Origin of the sequence: Paenarthrobacter sp. YJN-5 (assembly GCF_015040095.1) — a bacterium.
GTDB classification, from domain to species: domain Bacteria; phylum Actinomycetota; class Actinomycetes; order Actinomycetales; family Micrococcaceae; genus Arthrobacter; species Arthrobacter ureafaciens.
Window position 1 is genome coordinate 3,164,269 of sequence record NZ_CP053544.1, and the last position, 19,195, is coordinate 3,183,463.

Here is a 19,195-nt window from a genome sequence, read left to right on the forward strand (position 1 = left end):
GATCCGACCCTACGTGTCCGGCCGGCTCTGTTCCTTCACCGGGACCGGTCCTAGGCTGAACGTGTCCACATCATTGAAGGCAGGGGTGGCCATGGCACGCGAACCGGAACCCGCTTTGGAGCAACTCGACGTCCTGGTCGGCGACTGGGAAACCAGCATTCCCGGTGCGGAGACGAGGGGGCGAACCACTTTCGAGTGGCTGGAGGGTGGTGGCTTCCTCATCCAACGATCCACCGTGGAGAGACCCGAATACCCCAATTCCGTCAGCATCATCGGAGCCACGGGATCGGACGGCGCGTTCCAGCAGCATTACTACGACTCCCGCGGGGTGGCACGAATCTACGACATAACGCTGAAGGACAACGTCTTAACCCTTTTCCGGGACGGGCCGGACTGGCCGCAACGCTTCGTCGGCCGCTTCAGCGAGGACGGCAACACCATCACCGCCCGGCTGGAACGCGGCACCTACCCCGGCGGACCCTTGGAACATGACTTCGACATGTTGTACACCCGGGTTACTCCACAGCATGGACAGATACCCGGACCGGTGGGAACATAAGGGCCATAATCCGCGGAGGCATCACCCGGGGCACGTTCGGGTAACTCCAGGTCAGCTCTCGTTTGAGGGGAACGGCCATGGTTCGGCTGGGGAACACGAACACTGGGAACCCGGGTCCACAGCCCGCCGTCGATACACCACGGCGGGGTGCCCCACCGGAAAAGGTGGACGCAGTAGTGGTCGGGTCCGGTTTCGGCGGTTCCGTGGCAGCCCTTCGCCTGGCCGAGGCCGGACAATCCGTGGTGCTCATGGAACGCGGCAAGCCCTACCCGCCGGGCAGCTTCGCGCGCTCGCCGTCGGAGATGGGCCGGAACTTCTGGGATCCGGACCGCGGCCTTTACGGCCTGTTCGACGCATGGACCTTCCGCGGCACGGAGGGGCTGGTATCCAGCGGACTCGGCGGCGGCTCCCTGATTTACGCCAACGTGCTGCTGCGCAAGGACGAGAAGTGGTTCGTCAACGAATCCCCCATTCCGGGCGGCGGCTACGAAAACTGGCCGTTCACGCGGGCGGACCTTGATCCTTACTACAAGCTCGCCGAGGACATGCTCCGCCCCGTGCCCTACCCCTACAACGACACCCTCAAGACGCTCGCCATGGAAAAGACGGCGGCCAACCTGGGGTTGTCCATCAGCAGGCCTCCCATCGCCGTCACCTTCGCCACCGGACCCAACGAGGAACCCCGGACCAACCGGCCGCTTCGCCTCCCGGAGTACGGAAGCATCCACGGCCCGGACACCGTCCGGACCACGTGCACCCTCAGCGGCGAGTGCGACATCGGCTGCAACTCCGGCGCCAAGAACACGTTGGACCACAACTACCTGTCGGCCGCGGCCGCGAAGGGCGCCGACGTCCGGACGTTCCACGACGTTCGGGGCATCAGGCCCTTGAACGGCGGAGGCTATGAAGTCCGCTATGTCATCCACCACCCGGACAACCAGGGCGGGCTGCTGGACGAACACATCATCCACTGCCGCAGGCTCCTCCTTGGCGCCGGCACGTTCGGCAGCAACTTCCTGCTCCTCCGCAACCGGGGTTCGCTCCCGGCCCTCAGCGACGCCCTGGGCACCCGGTTCAGCGGCAACGGCGACCTCCTGACGTTCGTCATGGGCGCGAAGACGCCCGGGGAAAACGGCATGCCTCCGGGCGTCCGCACCCTCACCGGCAGCCGGGGTCCGGTCATCACCACTGCGATCCGGGTGCCGGACAGCAATGACGACGACGGCGACGGCCGCGGTTACTACGTGGAAGACGCCGGGTATCCGGCATTCATCAACTGGCTCATGGAAACCGCGCAGCTTCGCACCACCGTCAAGCGCACGGCCAAAGTTGCCGCGCGATTGCTCACGGACCGGCTCTTTGACGCAGGGCGGTCCAACGTGTCGGCCGACCTGGCCGCTGCCCTCGGCGATGGAAGATTGTCCTCGAGTTCGGTCCCGCTGCTGGGCATGGGCCGGGACGTTCCCGACGGCGTGCTGACGCTCCGGGACGGACGGCTCGCCGTGTCCTGGACCATGTCCACCTCGAAGGAGTACTTCGGGCGGGTGCGGGCCACGATGTCCGCCATTGCCGGGGACCTGGACGGGGACTTCGTGGACAACCCGCTCTGGTGGGCCAAACGGGTCATCACCGTTCATCCCATCGGCGGGGCCCCCGCGGGCAGGCACCCCGGAGAGGGCGTGTGCGATTCGTACGGGGAGGTCTTCGGCTACCCTGGCCTGTTCGTCGTGGACGGCGCCGCGATGCCCGGGCCCGTGGGCGCCAACCCGTCACTGACCATTGCCGCCTTCGCCGAGAGGGCGTGTGCCCGGATCGTGAACGCCCCGGCCCATCGCGGGATCGTGCCCTCTGATGCTGCCGGCGGCCCGGTGGATGCTGCCGGCGGCCCCGCAAACGCGACCGTCGGGCAGGAAGCCGCGGGCGCCGTCGTCGACGTCGATGCGCTGGCTCCACGCGCCCTGGCGCCGGACGCTACCAAGGGCAAGGGCGCGCGCCAGGAGCAACCCGCAAGCGTCCCCGCATCGCAAACGCGTAGCCGTGGGCTGACGCCGGACGCAGCCAGCGCCGCGCCTTCCACGTCCGTGAGTTTCACCGAGCAGATGCACGGCTGGTTCAGCCCCGGCGTAACAGACCCGGAGAAAGGCCGGAGCCTGGGCCGGGACCGCAACCGGAAGATCATGTTCGAACTAACCATTACCGCCGAGGACATTGACGCCTTCGTGGCCGATCCAAGCCATCCGGCAAAAGCGGAGGGGTACGTGCTGGCCGATTACTTCGGCGGCCGGATGCCGGTGGAACAGGGCTGGTTCAACCTGTTCGTCGAGGATGATTCCACCGATGGGCGTCCGGCGCGCCGCATGCTGTACCGGCTGTGGCTGCGGGATCCCGGCGGCACGCCTTTCACCTTCACCGGGTACAAGCAGATCCACAACGAGGCCGGCTTCGATCTCTGGCCGGACACCACCATCCTCTATGCCACGATCCTCCGTGGCCACGTACCACCAGGGGACGGCACACAGGAGGCACCGGAACCCTCCGGTGCGGGCATCCTGTATATCCGCCCCCTGGACTTCGCCAAACAGCTCACCACGTTCCGGGCGGAAGGCCCCGCACCGGCCGCGGGCCTGGCAGCGTTCATGAAGCTCTTCGGGGGCGAGCTCTGGCGGGTGTACGGCCACGGGATCAGGCGGGTGCCCTTCCCTTTCCGGGGCCAAGCCGGCCCCTCGAAGCGGCCAGGACGATGACCCCGCGATGAAAAGCCGGAAGCTCGGGAAGCACCGGGCGCTGCTGGGATTTACCCCGCAGCCGGCTGTTCGCTGGCTCTCCCCCATGTCCCTGGCGCGGACGGCATTGAAGGTCATGGCGGCCACCGTGTTCGCGGACTTCGGCGACAAACGCGAACTCGAAGGCAGTTTCCCGGACGATCCGCTGCGCCTGGACAAGCTTCCCGTGCCGGGGCAACCGGCCCAGCCGCCTGTCACCAGCCGGGCTATGCCGACCCCCGGGATGGGCGCCGGCACCCGCACTGAGGGCCCGCGTTCCACGCCCGGTGAGCTCTGGCTCGACTTCACTGCCGACCTCGGCGACGGCTTCGACGCCACCTACACCGTGGCCTCGCTCCTGGCACAGGAATCACTCAGGGTGGACGGCCACGAGCTTCCCCGCGGCCGGGTGCTGGTGCTGGGCGGCGACGAGGTGTACCCCGTGGCATCCCCGTCAGCCTATGAGAACCGCATGGTAGGGCCGTACCGCACAGCGTTCCCGGCCTCGCGGTCCCCGGCGGGCACCCCTACCCCGGGAGAAACCGCGCAGATCCCTGTGATGCTCGCGCTCCCCGGCAACCACGACTGGTACGACGGCCTGACCTCGTTCATCCGGACGTTCACCCGGCAACGGAACATCGGCGCGTGGCGGACCATCCAAAGCCGCAGCTACTTCGCCGTCCGGCTGACAGGGGAAGGCCCCGGCCCCGGCCGCAAAGGCACCCCCGGCTGGTGGCTGCTGGGCCTGGACAGCCAGTTGGGCCAGTACATCGATGAACCCCAGCTGGACTACTTCTACCGCAATGTCACCCTCCAACTGCAGCCCGGGGACGCGGTCATTCTGTGCGTTGCCGCTCCCGTCTGGGTGGACGCCGACGCTGACCGCACCGGGGAAAAGCCCAACGAGTTCCGCCAGGCCGACTTCTTCGAACAGGACTACCTGCGGCGACGGTTCAACCCGGAGACCGGCTTGTTCGAACCCACCGGGGCCAGTGTCCGCTTGTGGCTCACGGGGGACCTCCACCACTACTCCCGCTACGAAGAAGCCAGTCCCGAACCAAGCAACCCCATCACCGGTGCCGCCAAGACCCAGATGATCACGTGCGGCCTCGGCGGAGCCTACCTCTCGGACGCCCACTGGCTCCCGAAGGAGCTGCTCCTCCCCGCACCGGCAGGGGCAGGAGAAACCTCCGGCGCCCGCGCCCGCACGGACACTGGCCCAGGCACGGACACTGGCCCAGGCACGGACACTGACACAGGAAGGGACACTCCGCTTGCCGGACGCCGCTTCACCCGCGCCCCCACCATCTACCCCGACCAATCCGAGTCCCACCTCCTGGGCCCGCGGCTGGCCAACCCGTTCTCGCCGTCGTGGCTTCCCGTACGCAACCCCGGCTTCGGCCTTTCCATGGGAGCCGTGCACGTCGTGGCCGCACTCACCGTCTGGACCGTGTTCAGCGCGTTCCAAGGCGAGTCCTTCGTGGACGCCCTGCGCGGGGCAAGCACCGGAAACCTGCCCCTGACCATCACCGTGCTGGTCCTCGCCATGCCGGTCCTCCTGCTCGTGGTCTCCCTGCTGTCACGGGCACTGGGAATAGCCACAGCCGGCATCGTCGTTTTTGCCCGCGGCACGCTGTACCAACTGTCCGCGCTCGCGGTGAGTGCCGCCGTCGTGATCCTCATCCCGTGGCCGCGCCACTGGCCGGACATCCTGGTGGTGCTCGTGGCGCTGGCCCTGGTGCACGGCGGCGGGTGGGTGCTGGGGAGTGAGGCGTTCGCGCTGTTCATCCTGGCCACGCCCAGCGGCGAGGTGGACTCGTGGAAGATGTCCGGGCAGTCGATCGAGGACCACAAGGGCTTCCTCCGCATTCATCTGGGCACCGACGGCAACCTCACCGTCTACCCGCTGGTGGTGGACACCATCTGCCGCGACTGGCGGCTGGCAGACAACGACGACGGCGCGCGGCTGGTTCCGGAGTCCGGCTTGCCGGCCGTGCGGCTTCTTGAAGAACCGATCACCATCGCACGGAAGGGAACCATGCCATGACCATCACCCGCGCCGCGCACCGGACCGAGGTGATCCCGTTCCGTGCCCGGGACAACACTCCCCTGAGCCTGGTCCACGTCACGTCACCGGCCGAACCCACCAAGGGCCCTGTGCTGCTGGTCCACGGTTCCGGCGTCCGGGCCGAACTGTTCCGGCCGCCCATCCGGACCACCATCGTGGACGTGCTCTTGGAGGACGGCTGGGATGTTTGGATGTTGAACTGGCGCGCCTCGATCGACCTCGAGCCGTTGTCCTGGACGCTCGCTGACGCGGCGGTCCATGACCACCCGGCCGCCGTCGAGTACGTGCTGCGGGAGACCGGCGCCGAAACCATGAAGGCAGTGATCCACTGCCAGGGCTCCACGTCCTTCACAATGTCCGCGGTTGCAGGCCTGCTGCCACAGGTGGACACGATCGTCTCCAACGCGGTCTCGCTGCACCCTGTGGTCCCCGCGTTCTCGCGCCTGAAGATCGACTACCTCACGCCCGTGGTGAAACTCTTTACCCCCTACCTGTCACCGGCATGGGGCTACAAGTCGCAGGGCTACTTCACCCGGGCCATCCGCGGCCTGGTCAAGGCCACGCACCACGAGTGCGACAACACCGTGTGCAAGATGGTCAGCTTCACCTACGGCAGCGGACGCCCGGCCCTGTGGGCCCATGAAAACCTCGACGACGCAACGCACCAGTGGCTCAGCGGCGAGTTCGCCGAAGTGCCGGTGACGTTCTTCGAGGAGATGGGCCGCAGCATCAAAGCCGGGCACATGGTCGCGGCGGGGAACCATCCGGAACTGCCGAAGGACTACGTGGCCGAGGCCCCGCAGACGGATGCACGGTTCGCGTTCATCGCGGGACTGGACAACCTGTGTTTCCTGCCCGAGAGCCAGCAGCGCAGCTACGAGTTCTTCCGCAAGCACCGCCCGGGCAAGGACTCCCTGCACCTCATCCCCGGCTACGGGCATCTGGACGTCTTCTTTGGCGAACACGCCTGGCAGGACACTTTCCCCATCATCATCGACGAGCTGAACGGACACCAGGAGCTCAAGCCATGAAAACCCTCACCGAGCTGATCACCCCACTGCTCAAGGTCATGCCCTCTCCCGTACCGCGCCGCCAGGAGCGGTTGCGGGGCCAACACGCCCTGGCGGACGGCATCAAGTACGTCATGCCCGTCAACTCCGACGATTCACCGGTGCTCATGGCGGCCTTCCCCATCAACAAGAAGGCTGCGGCCGCCATCCTTCCCGGACCTGAGCTGCGGCCATTCAGCCTGGGCGGCAAGGGCTTGCTGGTGGTCACGGTGGTCAATTACCGGTCCACGGACATAGGCAAGTACATCGAGTATTCGCTGGCCATCGCCATTACCCACGGCCTGGGACCTGCGCCACCGCTGCTTCCCTTGCTCTTCCAGAAGACGTTCAAGCTTGGCCAGTTCGTGGTGGACCTCCCCGTCAGCACCGAAATCTCCGTCAAGGGCGGCAAGGGCATCTGGGGCATGCCCAAGCACCAGGCGAACCTTGACTTCGTGGTGACCGATTCCACGGTCTCCGCCCAGTACGACAAGGACGGCAAGCTCGGTTGCTACATCGAGATCGACCGCCCGGATCCGCTGGGCATCCCGCTGAAACTCGCAGCGTCAAACTACTGCGCGTTCCGGAACATGCTCTGGAAATCGGACATCTACTTTGAAGCCACGGGAGACATTGCTTTCGGGGCACAGGCCAAGGCGCGCCTCATCCTTGGCGACGCGCCCGGCGTCGCACCTTTGAAGAACCTGGAGCCGGAAGCGAAACCGATCTTCACCGCGTGGCTGCCCACGGCGCACGGCGTCCTGGACGACCACTATGAGGCCTGGTTCCTGACGGCGCCCACCGAGGCCGGCGCTGCGGGCCTGCGGGGCGGAGAGATGCTGGACAGCGTGGTGAACCTCGGGCAGGGCCAGGAGTGGCTGGCGCCGCCTGACCGCAGCCGGGTGCCGGGCGCTGCGGCCAACACCCCGGGCGGTACCCGATGAACTGGCTGCTGCTCATCAACGCCCTGTACTTCCTGTTCGGCGCCACCATGTACGTGGGCACCATGTGGGTCCTCAAGTTCTTCCTCTACCCCACGTGGCGTTCACTCGCGCAGGACAACGTGGACATGCACTTCGGGATTCCCACCCGTGCCGCCACCAAGTTCTTCACCGTGGTTGTGCCCGTCATGTTCATTTCCGGCGGCATCCTCGTCTGGTCCGAGTGGGGCACCATCCGGGTTGTTCCGGCCATCATCTGCCTGCTTGGCATCATCGTGTTGACCTGGGTGGGACAGGGCATCATCATTCCCATCAACGTCCGGATCCGCGGCGGCGACTTCAAGGACGACGCCGAACTGCGCTCCCTCCTCAAGCGGTGGATGATGCTCAATGACATCCGTTTCTACGTCTCCACCCTGACGTGGGCTGCCATGGTGTGGCTCCTCGTTGACCGGGGCCGGCTGCTGGAGTCGTTCGGGTGAGCGCCCACGCTGAGTCCCGCAAACCACACCCGCCGGGGACCGTGGCCTGGGCAACGGCCGATCCCCTCCGGGCCGTCCTGGCCCTCATCGCGATCATCACGGTGCTGACGGGCGTGGTGGAAGTGCCCTTCGGAGGCCCCCTGCTCCAGTTGCTCGGCGCGGACTCGACCCCGGAAACCCGGCAGCTGTTTGGCACGGTGGGCATGTTCATGGTGGTGGTGGGCGGGCTCCTCCTTCACACCCTGCTCAACACAGTGCCCTCTCCCGAGGTGGTCCTGTGGTCCGGCGTGCAGAAGACCGGGGCCTTCGGAGCCGTAGGGATCGGGGTCCTCAACGGCGTTTTCTCGCCCCTGGCCCTGCTGGTTGCCTTCTTCGACCTCGCGACGGCGGTGCTCCTCTTCATCTACTGGCGGCGGCTCGGTGCCGCGGCCCCGGCGGGACTCACGCCATGAAGCGGTCCTTGGTATTGGCGGGCGGCGGGATGCGCGTTGCATGGCAGGCAGGAGTGGTCAGGGCACTGGCCGAGGAAGGGATCGATTTCCATCACGTGGATGGAACGTCCGGGGGTATCCTCACTGCCGGGATGCTGCTGTCCGGCGTATCCCCGGAGGACATGTGCAGGCGGTGGCTGGACGTGGACGTCAAGGACTTCGGCTCCGCACTGCCCGTGGGCGACTACCTCAAGGGTCCGTGGTCGCTGCCCGCCATCGGCGACGCCGACGGCATCCTCAACAAAGTGTTCCCTGCCCTGGGCGTCGACGCCGATGCCGTGCGCCGGCACGCAACTGCGCCGGACGCCGTCGAAGGTTCCTTCAACGTTGTTGAATTCACCGAGAAGCGGTGCCACGCAATCGATGCCAGGGACATCGACGCCGAACTCATGGCCGCGGGCATGTCCCTGCCGATCTTCCTCACTCCCCTGCGCCGCGACGGCAGGATCTGGACCGACGCCGTCTGGGTCCGGGACGCAAACGTCGCCGAGGCGCTCCGGCGGGGCGCCGATGAAGTGTGGCTCATCTGGTGCATCGGCAACTCCCCGTATTGGGGTGACGGTCCGCTGGAACAGTACGTCCACATGATCGAAATGAGTGCCATGGGCGCGCTGCTGGCGGACTTCGAGGCAGCTGCGGCGACGGGCCGGCACTTCGTGCTGCACGTCATCAAACCCGAACACCCGCTTCCCCTGGATCCCGAGTTCTACCTGAACCGGGTGGACGCCGGGACGTTGATCGGCATGGGGTACCGCGACGCCCGCAGCTACCTCGATTCCCTGCAACCGGAGGGCGTGGCCAAGGACGCCGGCTGTACTGCCATGACGGAACCGCCCCCCGGAGTCCGCTTCAACGACACCCTGCGGGGAGACATCGGCGGCAGCCCGCTGACGTTCCGGGCCACCGTGGTACTCCCTACCGCTGCCGTCGCAGGGCCGCCCCGGTTCACCGGCTACGTCGATCATGCGGGGGTTGGCGGCCGTGTGTTCGTGGCAGACGGGCGGGTGGAGTCCGACGGCGACCAGGTCACCTACCGCGGAAAGGTGCGGCTGGGCGGTTCCTGGCAGGAACTGACCGTGACCCGGACCCTCCACGACGACCCCGGGCCGGACGCCTGGATGGACTCGCGCCGCGCAGAACTGGCCCTCGGGGATACGCGCACCGAAGTGCGGATGACGTTGGCGGACGCGGCCGGACTCCTGGCCTCCGTTGAACCGGTAGGCGCCCACGGCTTTATTGACCGGGCCGGGGCCGCCGCGGGATTCGCCGCAAACGGGCTCCGGGAACTGCTCCACCGCTACTGACCTGCAGCTTTGGTCACATCACCCCGCAAGCGAGAGTGTGATCCAGCTTATTACCGGCGGGTAAACGCCGCGCTACAAACGCGCCTCCAATGGCAACAGCGGGGAAACACCCCCGAAAAACCCGGCTCCTAGGCTGATGGACACAAGCACCAGGCAGGTCACAGCGAAAGGGCCCACCATGTCCTCCTCTTCCCGGCACATCGTCATCGCAGGCGCAGGTCCGGCCGCCCAGGCTTTGGTTCGGCGGCTGGCGGGCAAAGGACCCCGGCCGCAGGGCCAACGCCTCTTCGACGGCACCATCACGGTCCTGAGCAACCGTGATGAATGCCCGCAGGAACTCCTCGAACTGGCCGGACTCCCCCGCGTGTCCGTCCGCTTCGGCCAGGCGGCAAGCTACATCGATGCTGAAGCCAAGGCAGTCACCACCGTGGACGGCATGGAGTTCGCCTACGACCAACTGGTCATCGCCACCGGCTCAGCTCCCTTGCTGCCGCCGGTCACGGGCGCCTACTGCGGCCTGAGCTACTCCACCATCGACGACGCCGGGCCCATCGGGGAAGCCATCAAGGACGCCACGCGCGTGGTGGGTCACCGGCCTTTGGGAATATTGGTAGGCACCGGACCCGCTGCCGGACAAGCCGAGGCGGTCCTCCGGGCCCGCGGAGTCCGTCCCGTCCGCACCACGCTGCGCCCGGCCGCCGTCGTACCTTCCCTGGCCGGTTCCCCGCTGCCGGCCGCCGGCATCCTGTTCGAGGACGGCAGCAGCATGAACGGCGACCTCGTGGTCCTTGCCGAAGACCGGATCGCCCGCACCGAACTCGCCCTGACGGCGGGCCTGCGGATAGCCTCCGACGGCGGCATCGCAGTCGGGCGCGACCTCGCCACCTCGGTGCCCGGCATTTGGGCGATCGGCGACGCAGCTTCCTGCGACGGCCTGCGGCTGGGGCTGCTCCTCTCGGCCGAATCCTCAGCAATGCTGTGTGCCGCGGGGATTCTTTCAGGTGCCCCGGCGGCCGCTTTCGGGAACGCGGAGGACACCCGGGAAGCGGCGTGAACAACCACCTGATCGGGCCGTGCAACCTCCGATCGGGCCACGGCACTTATGGCAAGATGGTCCTTTGACGGGCAGTGACAACCCTGCGGCCACCGGGCCGGCCACGCCCGGCACGGAAGGATCCCATGAGCACTGAAGCCGGCATTGCCTCCTACATCGACCACACGCTGCTGAAGCCCGAGGCCAGCGAGGCGGACGTCCTGAAGGTGTGCGCTGAGGCCGTCGAGTACAAATTCAAGTCCGTCTGCGTCAACCCGGTCTGGGTCAAGACCGTCAAGAACGCCCTCAAGGGTTCGGGAGTGCTGACATGCTCCGTGGTGGGCTTCCCGCTCGGTGCTACGCCCAGCGACGTCAAAGCGTTCGAAGCCCGCGGCGCGGTCCTGGACGGAGCGGACGAGGTGGACATGGTGATCAACATTGCCGCCGCGCGTGCCAATGACAAAGGCGCCCTGGTGGAAGACATCGCCAAGGTTGCCGAGGCTGTCCACGGAGGCGAGGCCATCCTGAAGGTCATTATTGAAACCTCCTTGCTGAGCGACGAGCAGAAGGTCATTGCCTGCGAGGCTGCCGTGGAGGCGGGCGCCGACTTCGTCAAGACGTCCACCGGTTTCAACGGCGGAGGCGCCACCGCAGAAGACGTTGCCCTGATGCGCAAGGCCGTGGGCCCGGATCTCGGCGTCAAGGCCTCGGGCGGAGTGCGCTCCCTGGCCGACGCACAGGCTATGATAGCTGCTGGTGCAACACGTATCGGAGCGAGCTCCGGGATTGCCATCGTCAAGGGTGAACAGGGTTCATCCGACTACTGAGGCTTCCGGAAGCCGCCACGGAATTTGAGCCCTGCGGGGCCGAGGAGGAATGAATGTCCAAGAACACTGCCCCGATTGAAAAAGAGAACAACCTGGGCACCAGCATTGTCCTGTTCCTGGTGATCATCGTCCTGTTCCTCGGCGCAATCTACTCGCTGTCCTTCCTGACGCTGGACAACCCGTGGCCGATGGCCGTGTGCCTGGGTCTCTTCGCCCTCGCGTTCTGGATCCCGCAGACCATCCTCGGCCGTTCGGACTCGGCAGGCGAAAACTAAACTTCGTATAACGGCAAGACGAACAACAGCAAGGCCCGGGCGGATTCGCCCGGGCCTTGCTGTTTCAGAATCCTTGCTGTTTCAATGGCCCCACGGGATCAGTCCGGCCCCACGGGATCAGTCCGCAGCGAAATACGTTTCCGCTTTGACGGGAATCACGCCGCTCGGGAACAGGGCATCAGCTTGGGTGGCATATTCCCGTATGCGCGAAAGCTTGGAGGCAGCGCCGGCCTCCCACGTCCAGGGGCGGTAGCCCTGCCGCTCCAGCAATGCCGCGTCCGGTGGTGTCGCCACGTTATAGGGGAAGTCCGAGTACAGGACGACGTTGTCCGGGTGCCCTGCTGCCGCCTCCCGCGTGATCAGATGGTCAACGTGCCGTCCCACTCCCACCGGACAAAAAAGCAACTCCGCCTGGGTGCTGGCCATGAGCCCGGCAACTTTGTCCCTCAGCTCCCCAATGAGCGCTTGATCGCCCGGCGCCACTCTTCCCAAAGCGATATCGAACCGGTAGGTCGGGTAACGGTGCGTCAGTTCAGGAGGCAGCTTGCACCAGACCTTGTCCACGAGCCCCTGCCTAAGGAACGGCCTGCGATGGCGGAGTGGTTCGCGCTTCCGGAAGAGGGCATCCACCTCTCCCAGGTGCAGGTACTGGACACCCATGGCAGCCAGCACGGCCCTGTCCTCGGCCTTGCGGGCTTCAAAGAGTCCCCCGGCCTCGGTGATGCAGCACTGGCCCAGGAACGATCGCGCCGCGCGAGTGTGCGGCGGGGAGCCCTCCTCCGTGAACACGGTGGCCACCACGATGGTGCGCTTTTGCGCCTGGGCCTCGAGCAGCGCACCACAGGAGAGCACTGCATCATCAAGATGGGGCGACAGCACAAGCCAAGGAGCATTTCCTGCCATGGAGCGTTCAACCCGTGTTTGCTGTGTCATCTAGTCCCTTTCAGCGGCACTGTCCTGCCGACCGGTTGTTGCGGAAAGTGCCTCCAAGGCGGCACGGTATGCCTCGGCCTGGCGGTCCGCGAGCGCATCCCAGTTGTAGCCGGCCGCGAACTTCCGTCCTTCCTCAGCCACGGCTTCCAAGCCGGGTTGTGCGTATCGGCGCGTTATCTCATCTGCGAACGCGCCGACGTCGAACGCCTCAACCAGCCACCCCACCCCTGGCGGGACGATCTCCCGCAGGCACGGGATGTCGAAGGCAATCACCGGCGTGCCCGTCGCCAGGGCATCGATGGCCACGAGTCCAAAGGTCTCGTGCCGCGAAGGCACCACCACCAGGCGCGCCTCGCTGAAAGCGCGGAACTTCTCCTCCCCGGAGAGCCACCCGAGCAACCGCACGCGCTCTGAGAGACCGGCGTCGCGGATGAGCACACGCAGCTTTGCTTCGTCCGGGCCCGTGCCGGCAACGAGGAGCATCCCGTCCACTTCCGCGCAGCACTTGGCCCAAGCCGCCATCAGCAGGTCCAAACCTTTGTGACCGAGTTCCAGGCGCCCTACGAAGAGGACATTTTGGCCTTTGTGGGGCGTTGGTTTCCACGCGGCGGGATCCACGCCGTTTCCGATCACGTCCACATGGAGGGCCGGATTCAGTGCAGCAAGGTTGTCTGCGATGCCCCGGGACACTGCAATGAGCCTCCGGTGCTTGCGAACGCCCCACCTTTCTACCCAGTGCAGGGGCAGTTTGTATTGCCGTGCTTTGTCCCTGGCATGCAGCCATTGGACAACGCCGATAGTGGGAAGTTTGGTCCAGAGCGGCGCAGCCATGGTGGAGAAGGGTGCGAAAAAATCCTCCACCACCAGATCGGCCGCCACCCGGCGCCGCCGCACTTCGAAGGGCAACCGCAGCACGTACGCCACCAGTCTGGTGAGCCTGGTGCCGCCACCGCCAAGGCCGATGGGCACATAGCGGACGCCGTCCTGGACCCGTTCCTGCCACCCGGGATACCTAGTGGTGAGCACAGTAACGTCGAATCCCCGGGCGGCAAGGCGCCGGTTGATTTCATGGGTCCTGACGGATCCGCCGCCGGCCCCGGGCATGCGGGGGTCCTCGAACCCCAGATGCAAAACTCTCATGATTACCTTTCTGTCCCGTAGCTCTTGGAGGGCACCCCGACGTTGGCAGCGGCTGCTGCCTGACGTTTCGCCGGATCCACATACCAGATGGTGGTTTCGCCGTTGGTTGGGCCGGCCGTGGTGACCATGGGCGTTGCGTGTTCCTCCAACCAGGCGAGCATGGCGGGATTGGCGTATCCGTATCCCTGCCTCGTTGGTTTCGATTGGGTGAGGACATAGCTCACGCCGTTCTGTTCCATCAATGGCGCATCCGGCCAGATGCCAAAACGGGGATCGTGCATGTAGGCGAAGTGCCCCGTGCTGTTGGTGACGCTGATCCGCGCCTCGGCCGGGAGGTTGGCCTGGATCCACTCATCGGCGCGGACAAATCCGTTGTCCTGGGTCAGGGCGGTCCGCAGTCCCAGCGCCACCGTGAGCAGCACGTGGACCACGGCGATCACGGCCAGCACCTTGCGCGTGCCCGGAAACCTCTCCCTGAGCTCCACCACGAACAGGACGGCGCACAGTGCGCCAACCACCATGACGCCGTACCCGTACTGTTCCTCAAAGGTGCCGAACAAAGCGCTGTAAGTTCCCGCGGCGCCAAGCGCCAGGCCGGCCAGCCCCATCAGCCGCCGACCGGCGTGAATGCTGAAGCACAGCAGCAATCCGGCAATAGGGCACAACACCAGGAGGAGATAGCTGGTACCGAATTGCCCTACCTGCTCCACAAGCCGGGAGACGATGCTCGGCGACCCCTCCGCGGTGAACCCGGTGGACTTCTCCACCCCGGACATGCGGACAACTCCATGGCTCTTGGCCCACTGCCACGCAGGGAAGTGTCCATGGACAGTCACCACCAGCAGGTAGACGGCGTAGGGAACAATGCCGAAGCCAGTGACCACCAGCCCTTGACGCCACGGGAGGGTCTTCTTCCACGCCAGGGCCGCAAGCACGGTAGCGATAGTGCAAATGAGGAAGAAGTCCTTGCACACCACCGAGTACCCCAGCAGTAAGCCGGCCCCTGCCAACCTCGCAAAGGAACGCAGACGGCCTTCCCCCTCCCGGCTGCCCACCAGGAGCACCAACCCGGCCAGCGCCGGCACCATGGCCGAGGTCTCCAGGAAAGCATGGCTGTTGTTGCGAAGGATGAACGGCTCGAAGGACAAAATCACCGCAGTCAGCCACGCGGCGGCCAGGCCGGCCAGTTTGCGGATCAGCAGGTAGCCCAAACCCACAGTGACGGCTCCCAGGACGGCGTTAAGCCAGCGAAGCTGCAGGGTCATCGGGATGATGTCTCCGGACACGCCGAACACCTTGATGACGCCGGCTTCGAGCAGGAAGTAGCCCGGAGGGTGCAGGAAGAACGGACCGTCAGGCAACGTCGGAAATTCACCCGCGCCCACCGATTCGCCGAGCCTGACGTACAGCATTTCATCAACCCACAGTTCAAAGCCCCGCTCCAGGCCAAGGGCGCGCACGCCGAATCCTGCCACCGTCACCAGCACGAACGTGGCGGCCGTGTTGGCGGAGAGGCGGGCTCCGATCCGGGCCAGCCGCCCTGCCGAAAGTGCCTGCGGCTTGGACCGCCGGCCCACGGGCTTGGACCGCCGGCCCACGGGCTTGGACCGCCGGCCCGCGGCCCGCCGCCGTCGTAATATCCGGAGGTCGTTGCGCGTGGGCAGAAGTCCCCGTTGATGGGCAAGGACTCCTGTTCCGCCCACGCCGGCCAGCAACAACCACACAACGGGCTGCAGCCAGGCGGCCACACCGAGGACCACCAGAAGGGCCAGGACGCCCGCCGCCCAAGCGAAGCCGGACCGCCCCGAACCGGAGGAGGCATGGACGGCCAGAACCGGCCGGGCAATGACAGCCAGCGCCAAAGCCGCAGCCACGGCACCTACGCCACAACCAATGGCCATGCCCCGCACGCCATCGAACTCCCAGCCGGCCCACAAGCCACCCAGCACCAGGACGGAGGCAATGGCGAGGCCCAATTGGCAGCGGCGGTAGGCGCGCAGGGCCAGGAGGACCGTGGTGAGGACCATCAGGACCGCATAGCCCAGGCCGGCCGCAGCGAGCCACGGCAGGAGCCCCAGGGATCCGTGGTATTTCTGCGGAACAATGAGCCCTGACATCATCGGTGGCGCCGTGGCAATGACGGCAAAAGCCACCGTCCCGAGCTGCCCGAAGGAGACAAAAGCCTCTGCAAGGACCTTCCGGACATTTGCTCCCGGACTGCGTAGCAAGGGAAACGCAACCAGCGCGGTCCCCGCGGCCACATAGACAGGTCCTTTTGCGATGGTGGCCAACGCTTGGAAGCCTGCCGCTTCCGCGGAGCCGCCGCCCAGGAAACCGACCACGACGACGTCGATGCCCACCAGGACGGACACGACGCACAGGACCGAGGCGATGTCGCTGGTTTCAGCCCAGCGCCACTTCTCCCGAAGCACTCCCGGACGCCACGTCAGATCCCGGTAGAAGGACCGCGGCACGGCAAACTGCACCAGGGAGCCCACCGCAAATCCCGCCACTGCTCCCCCTGCGCCCCATGCCAGGGCGATGACCACCAGGCTGAAGAGCAGCCGAACCAACACCTCGACGATGGTGGTCAGGGAATACCACGGAAACCTCAGCTCGCCCTGAAGCCAGCCGGCATGCGCCGTGACGACGAAGATCCCTAGGGAGCCCAACGCCACTGCTGCCGCCAGGTCCGGACCTGCGAAAACAAGCGCCAACCCTCCCGTGAGCAGCGCCGAAGCCGCGCCCGCCGCCCACGAAACGAAAACCGCGAAGGCCATCCCGTCCCTGCGCTCCTCCGAACCCGCAGGATGGACCGCCACGATGTGGGACAGCGGCAACGGAACCAACGCCGAGGCCACAATTCCCACGATGCCCATGAGCATCGCGGCTGCGGCGAAATGCGTGTAGTCGGTGGTCTCAAGCCTGTTGGCCATGAGGAGCGTGCAGACGTAGCTCACTACCCCCACCAGTCCCGCCGAGACCGCCAGGATGCCGCTGTTCTCCGCTACTTTGCTTGCCTGGCCGGCTTTGGCACGGCTTCGGTATGCCGGCGCGCTGCCGGAGCGTGTCCCGCTATAGGTCATGAACAGCGTCGGCAGGAGTGAACCCGTTGCCCGGTCCGGCGAGGAGGCTGCTCCTCCCTGCCGGCCGCACCTCCGCGGCAATCACACCCACGCTTTTCAAGGCAGCGAACGCCTCGAATTCATCGCGCCCTTTGATGAGCACTTCCACGTCGCCCTCGGTCTCCCGCACTTCATCCGTGGGCCTGAGGACGCTCCGTATGCTTCCGAGGTCCACTCCCGCGGGAAGTTCGAAGCGTGCCACGGTGGACATGTCCGAAACGCTGGCATAGCCATCAACGCCCCGGCGGCGCAGGGTCTCCTCCAGCAGGACTCCGGCCAGCAATTCAGAGGAGCGGTCCCAGGTGAAGCACCGGGCCCACTCCTGGCACTGGGCAGAGATGCCCTTGGCGATGTTCGCATCAGCCAAAGCCTCCAACGCGGAAACCATGGCAGCGCCAAGTTCCGTGGGTGTGTCCACGAACCAGCCCGTCCGCCCATCCACCACTGAGTCCCGGATTCCCGGGACCTGCAATGCCAGGCAGGGGACGCCCCACGCTGCGGCCTCCACTACCGAGCATCCCCAACCTTCGGAAGCGGAGGTCGATGTTGTGAGCCAGGCGCGGTTCAAGAGATCGTCGCGGACTTCGTTTGGCTGGTATCCGTGAAACGTCACTGCGTGGTCCAGTCCGAGGTCCATGGCCAACTGCTGCAAACGGGGCTTCTCCGGACCGTCTCCCACGATTTCCAGGCGCAGATTCGGAATACTCCGCGCCGCAACCGCGAACTGCCCCAGCAACAAGTCCAGCCGCTTGTGGGGAACCAACCGGCTGACGACGCCAATGGTTGGTTCCGGGTCCCTGGGCCCCGGCCTTGCGGGCACGTCGATGGTGCCGTTCGGGACCACATGCACGGGACCGGTGAAGCCAAGCTTGCGCAGCTCCAGCCGCGTGGACACCGATACTGCCGCAATGGCCCGCTGACCGTAGACCGCCTTCGCGCCGCTGTTCTCCAAGAAGCGGCCAAGGGCTGCCAAGGGAGGAGCGAACCTCGTGGCGAACTGCTCTTGATGGACGTGGTGGATCAGTTGGACGATCGGGGTATCGGCCGGTACGAACAACGGAGAGAAGAAAGGGATTCCGTTCTGGCAGTCAACAATTGCATCGAACGTTTCGCCTGACCTCAAAAGCTTGAGTGCTGACCGGGCATAGATGGCCAGGGGCCCGCCGGCACGCAGTACCCGAACGCCGTCGATGACGTCAGCGGCGGCTTGTCCGGTATCCCGGCCGGTGAACCAGGTGACCTTGATTCCGTGCTCAACCCACCTCCGGGAAATCTCGTGCATATATTGCTCTGCCCCGCCGGCCTGTGAGTGCAACACGTCCCGCCAGTTGAGGACCAGCACGTGCTTTCCAGCCAGCCGCGCGACGGCGGTTTCGTGCGTCAGTACCGCGGTCACGGCGTTGACTTTGGGAGCTGGAAAACGGCGGCGAAACTGGCTACGCCGTCATGGAGGGGCCGGAAGGACGACGATGCGCCATCCGTCCACGCGACCGGCAGTTCAACAATCGGTGCGTCCTGGAGTTGAAGCCTGAGAAGCAGCTCGACGTCGAAGGCGAAGCCCGTTGCCCGGCACTGCACCATGGCAGCGGTGAGCGCATCACGTTCGAAGAACTTGAAGCCGCATTGTGTGTCGGCGATGCCCTTGACCTTTGTCCTGGTCAAGGCCCTGAACGCCCTGCCGCCCAGGCGCCGGCCCAGCTGTTGGGGCCGGACGAGCGTGGCTCCGGGCGCATGCCGCGACGCGATCACGGCTGCGGCACCATGCTGCAGGTGGGACATGGCAGCAGCCAGGGTCTCCACGGGAGTGGCCATGTCGGCGTCGAAGAAACCAGTGAACCGCGAGGTCCCGCTCAGGAGCCCCCGACGGACGGCAGCGCCCTTGCCACGGCGGGCACAGCCGATCACCGAGATCGGCACCGGGCTTCCCGCTTCCCTGGACAGCTTCCGGACCACCGGTCCTGTTTCGTCCACGCTGGCGTTGTCCACCACCACAATCCGCGAAGACCACGGCTGCGCGGCGAGGAAGTCGGCTGTCTGTCGCAGCGTGCCGGGCATCCTCGAAGCCTCGTTGTACGCCGGAATAATTACCTCAAGGTCAACGTGTGAGCGCCGCAACGATTGGGTGCGTCGCTGTGCCTCACTTTCCTTGCTGCCTGAATGGATGCCGTGCGAACGGAACAAGTCCATGTGAACCTCCAAGTTCCCC

16 protein-coding genes are annotated in these 19,195 nt (G+C 66.0%); 11 read left to right on the forward strand and 5 right to left on the reverse strand.

What is annotated here, in order from left to right; genetic code table 11:
- Nucleotides 1–61 precede the first annotated feature (61 nt).
- From HMI59_RS14825 to HMI59_RS14875, 11 genes are all read left to right on the forward strand, one after another.
- A complete protein-coding gene (locus tag HMI59_RS14825; protein ID WP_227471397.1) occupies nt 62–559 on the forward strand; it encodes a DUF1579 domain-containing protein in 498 nt (165 codons plus the stop codon).
- 77 nt (nt 560–636) lie between these two features.
- Nucleotides 637–3,303: a GMC oxidoreductase gene (locus HMI59_RS14830; RefSeq protein ID WP_193591728.1), complete on the forward strand. Its 2,667-nt coding sequence runs from the start codon at nt 637–639 to the stop codon at nt 3,301–3,303.
- A 7-nt stretch (nt 3,304–3,310) separates the two neighbouring features.
- Nucleotides 3,311–5,368: a hypothetical protein gene (locus tag HMI59_RS14835; RefSeq protein ID WP_193591729.1), complete on the forward strand. Its 2,058-nt coding sequence runs from the start codon at nt 3,311–3,313 to the stop codon at nt 5,366–5,368.
- On the forward strand, nt 5,365–6,420 hold the full coding sequence (locus tag HMI59_RS14840) for an alpha/beta fold hydrolase (protein WP_193591730.1): 1,056 nt from the start codon (nt 5,365–5,367) through the stop codon (nt 6,418–6,420). The genes HMI59_RS14835 and HMI59_RS14840 overlap by 4 nt, the downstream gene beginning before the upstream one ends.
- A complete protein-coding gene (locus tag HMI59_RS14845; RefSeq protein ID WP_193591731.1) occupies nt 6,417–7,382 on the forward strand; it encodes an acetoacetate decarboxylase family protein in 966 nt (321 codons plus the stop codon). Before HMI59_RS14840 ends, HMI59_RS14845 begins: the two co-directional genes overlap by 4 nt.
- The gene (locus tag HMI59_RS14850) at nt 7,379–7,861 is read left to right on the forward strand and encodes a DUF1772 domain-containing protein (protein ID WP_193591732.1); all 483 of its coding nucleotides are present in this window, start codon (nt 7,379–7,381) and stop codon (nt 7,859–7,861) included. The genes HMI59_RS14845 and HMI59_RS14850 overlap by 4 nt, the downstream gene beginning before the upstream one ends.
- A complete protein-coding gene (locus HMI59_RS14855) occupies nt 7,858–8,313 on the forward strand; it encodes a hypothetical protein (protein WP_227471398.1) in 456 nt (151 codons plus the stop codon). The genes HMI59_RS14850 and HMI59_RS14855 overlap by 4 nt, the downstream gene beginning before the upstream one ends.
- A complete protein-coding gene (locus tag HMI59_RS14860; RefSeq protein WP_193591733.1) occupies nt 8,310–9,656 on the forward strand; it encodes a patatin-like phospholipase family protein in 1,347 nt (448 codons plus the stop codon). Before HMI59_RS14855 ends, HMI59_RS14860 begins: the two co-directional genes overlap by 4 nt.
- A 178-nt stretch (nt 9,657–9,834) precedes the next feature.
- Nucleotides 9,835–10,710, forward strand: a complete 876-nt coding sequence (locus HMI59_RS14865) for an FAD-dependent oxidoreductase (RefSeq protein ID WP_021471438.1) — start codon at nt 9,835–9,837, stop codon at nt 10,708–10,710.
- Between the two features lie 125 nt (nt 10,711–10,835).
- A complete protein-coding gene (deoC, locus tag HMI59_RS14870) occupies nt 10,836–11,516 on the forward strand; it encodes a deoxyribose-phosphate aldolase (RefSeq protein WP_021471439.1) in 681 nt (226 codons plus the stop codon).
- 53 nt (nt 11,517–11,569) lie between these two features.
- The gene (locus HMI59_RS14875; protein WP_021471440.1) at nt 11,570–11,791 is read left to right on the forward strand and encodes a hypothetical protein; all 222 of its coding nucleotides are present in this window, start codon (nt 11,570–11,572) and stop codon (nt 11,789–11,791) included.
- A 117-nt stretch (nt 11,792–11,908) separates the two neighbouring features.
- On the opposite strand, the gene HMI59_RS14880 is transcribed toward HMI59_RS14875, so the two are convergent.
- Genes HMI59_RS14880 through HMI59_RS14900 form a run of 5 tightly spaced genes read right to left on the reverse strand, consistent with a single transcriptional unit; the run spans nt 11,909 to nt 19,176 of the window.
- Entirely contained in the window at nt 11,909–12,724 is an 816-nt protein-coding gene (locus HMI59_RS14880) for a PIG-L deacetylase family protein (protein WP_227471399.1), read from the reverse strand.
- Nucleotides 12,725–13,864 (reverse strand): glycosyltransferase family 4 protein, encoded by a 1,140-nt coding sequence (locus HMI59_RS14885; protein WP_227471400.1) that lies wholly within the window; start codon nt 13,862–13,864, stop codon nt 12,725–12,727. It lies immediately after the preceding gene.
- A gap of 2 nt (nt 13,865–13,866) precedes the next feature.
- Nucleotides 13,867–16,950 carry an oligosaccharide flippase family protein gene (locus tag HMI59_RS14890; RefSeq protein WP_193591734.1) on the reverse strand — a complete coding sequence of 1,028 codons (3,084 nt, stop codon included), beginning with the start codon at nt 16,948–16,950 and terminating at the stop codon, nt 13,867–13,869.
- Nucleotides 16,940–18,385, reverse strand: a complete 1,446-nt coding sequence (locus HMI59_RS14895; RefSeq protein ID WP_227471401.1) for a glycosyltransferase family 4 protein — start codon at nt 18,383–18,385, stop codon at nt 16,940–16,942. Before HMI59_RS14895 ends, HMI59_RS14890 begins: the two co-directional genes overlap by 11 nt.
- A complete protein-coding gene (locus tag HMI59_RS14900) occupies nt 18,382–19,176 on the reverse strand; it encodes a glycosyltransferase (protein ID WP_021471445.1) in 795 nt (264 codons plus the stop codon). The genes HMI59_RS14895 and HMI59_RS14900 overlap by 4 nt, the downstream gene beginning before the upstream one ends.
- Between the last annotated feature and the right edge of the window lie 19 nt (nt 19,177–19,195).

Bases quoted from the DNA above. Each gene is read 5' to 3' on its own strand.
- HMI59_RS14885 (WP_227471400.1), bottom strand. From the start codon at position 13,864: ATGAGAGTTTTGCATCTGGGGTTCGAGGACCCCCGCATGCCCGGGGCC.
- HMI59_RS14850 (WP_193591732.1), top strand. From the start codon at position 7,379: ATGAACTGGCTGCTGCTCATCAACGCCCTGTACTTCCTGTTCGGCGCC.
- HMI59_RS14840 (WP_193591730.1), top strand. From the start codon at position 5,365: ATGACCATCACCCGCGCCGCGCACCGGACCGAGGTGATCCCGTTCCGT.
- HMI59_RS14865 (WP_021471438.1), top strand. From the start codon at position 9,835: ATGTCCTCCTCTTCCCGGCACATCGTCATCGCAGGCGCAGGTCCGGCC.
- HMI59_RS14860 (WP_193591733.1), top strand. From the start codon at position 8,310: ATGAAGCGGTCCTTGGTATTGGCGGGCGGCGGGATGCGCGTTGCATGG.
- HMI59_RS14830 (WP_193591728.1), top strand. From the start codon at position 637: ATGGTTCGGCTGGGGAACACGAACACTGGGAACCCGGGTCCACAGCCC.
- HMI59_RS14875 (WP_021471440.1), top strand. From the start codon at position 11,570: ATGTCCAAGAACACTGCCCCGATTGAAAAAGAGAACAACCTGGGCACC.
- HMI59_RS14900 (WP_021471445.1), bottom strand. From the start codon at position 19,176: ATGGACTTGTTCCGTTCGCACGGCATCCATTCAGGCAGCAAGGAAAGT.
- HMI59_RS14845 (WP_193591731.1), top strand. From the start codon at position 6,417: ATGAAAACCCTCACCGAGCTGATCACCCCACTGCTCAAGGTCATGCCC.
- HMI59_RS14835 (WP_193591729.1), top strand. From the start codon at position 3,311: ATGAAAAGCCGGAAGCTCGGGAAGCACCGGGCGCTGCTGGGATTTACC.
- HMI59_RS14890 (WP_193591734.1), bottom strand. From the start codon at position 16,950: ATGACCTATAGCGGGACACGCTCCGGCAGCGCGCCGGCATACCGAAGC.
- HMI59_RS14880 (WP_227471399.1), bottom strand. From the start codon at position 12,724: ATGACACAGCAAACACGGGTTGAACGCTCCATGGCAGGAAATGCTCCT.
- deoC (WP_021471439.1), top strand. From the start codon at position 10,836: ATGAGCACTGAAGCCGGCATTGCCTCCTACATCGACCACACGCTGCTG.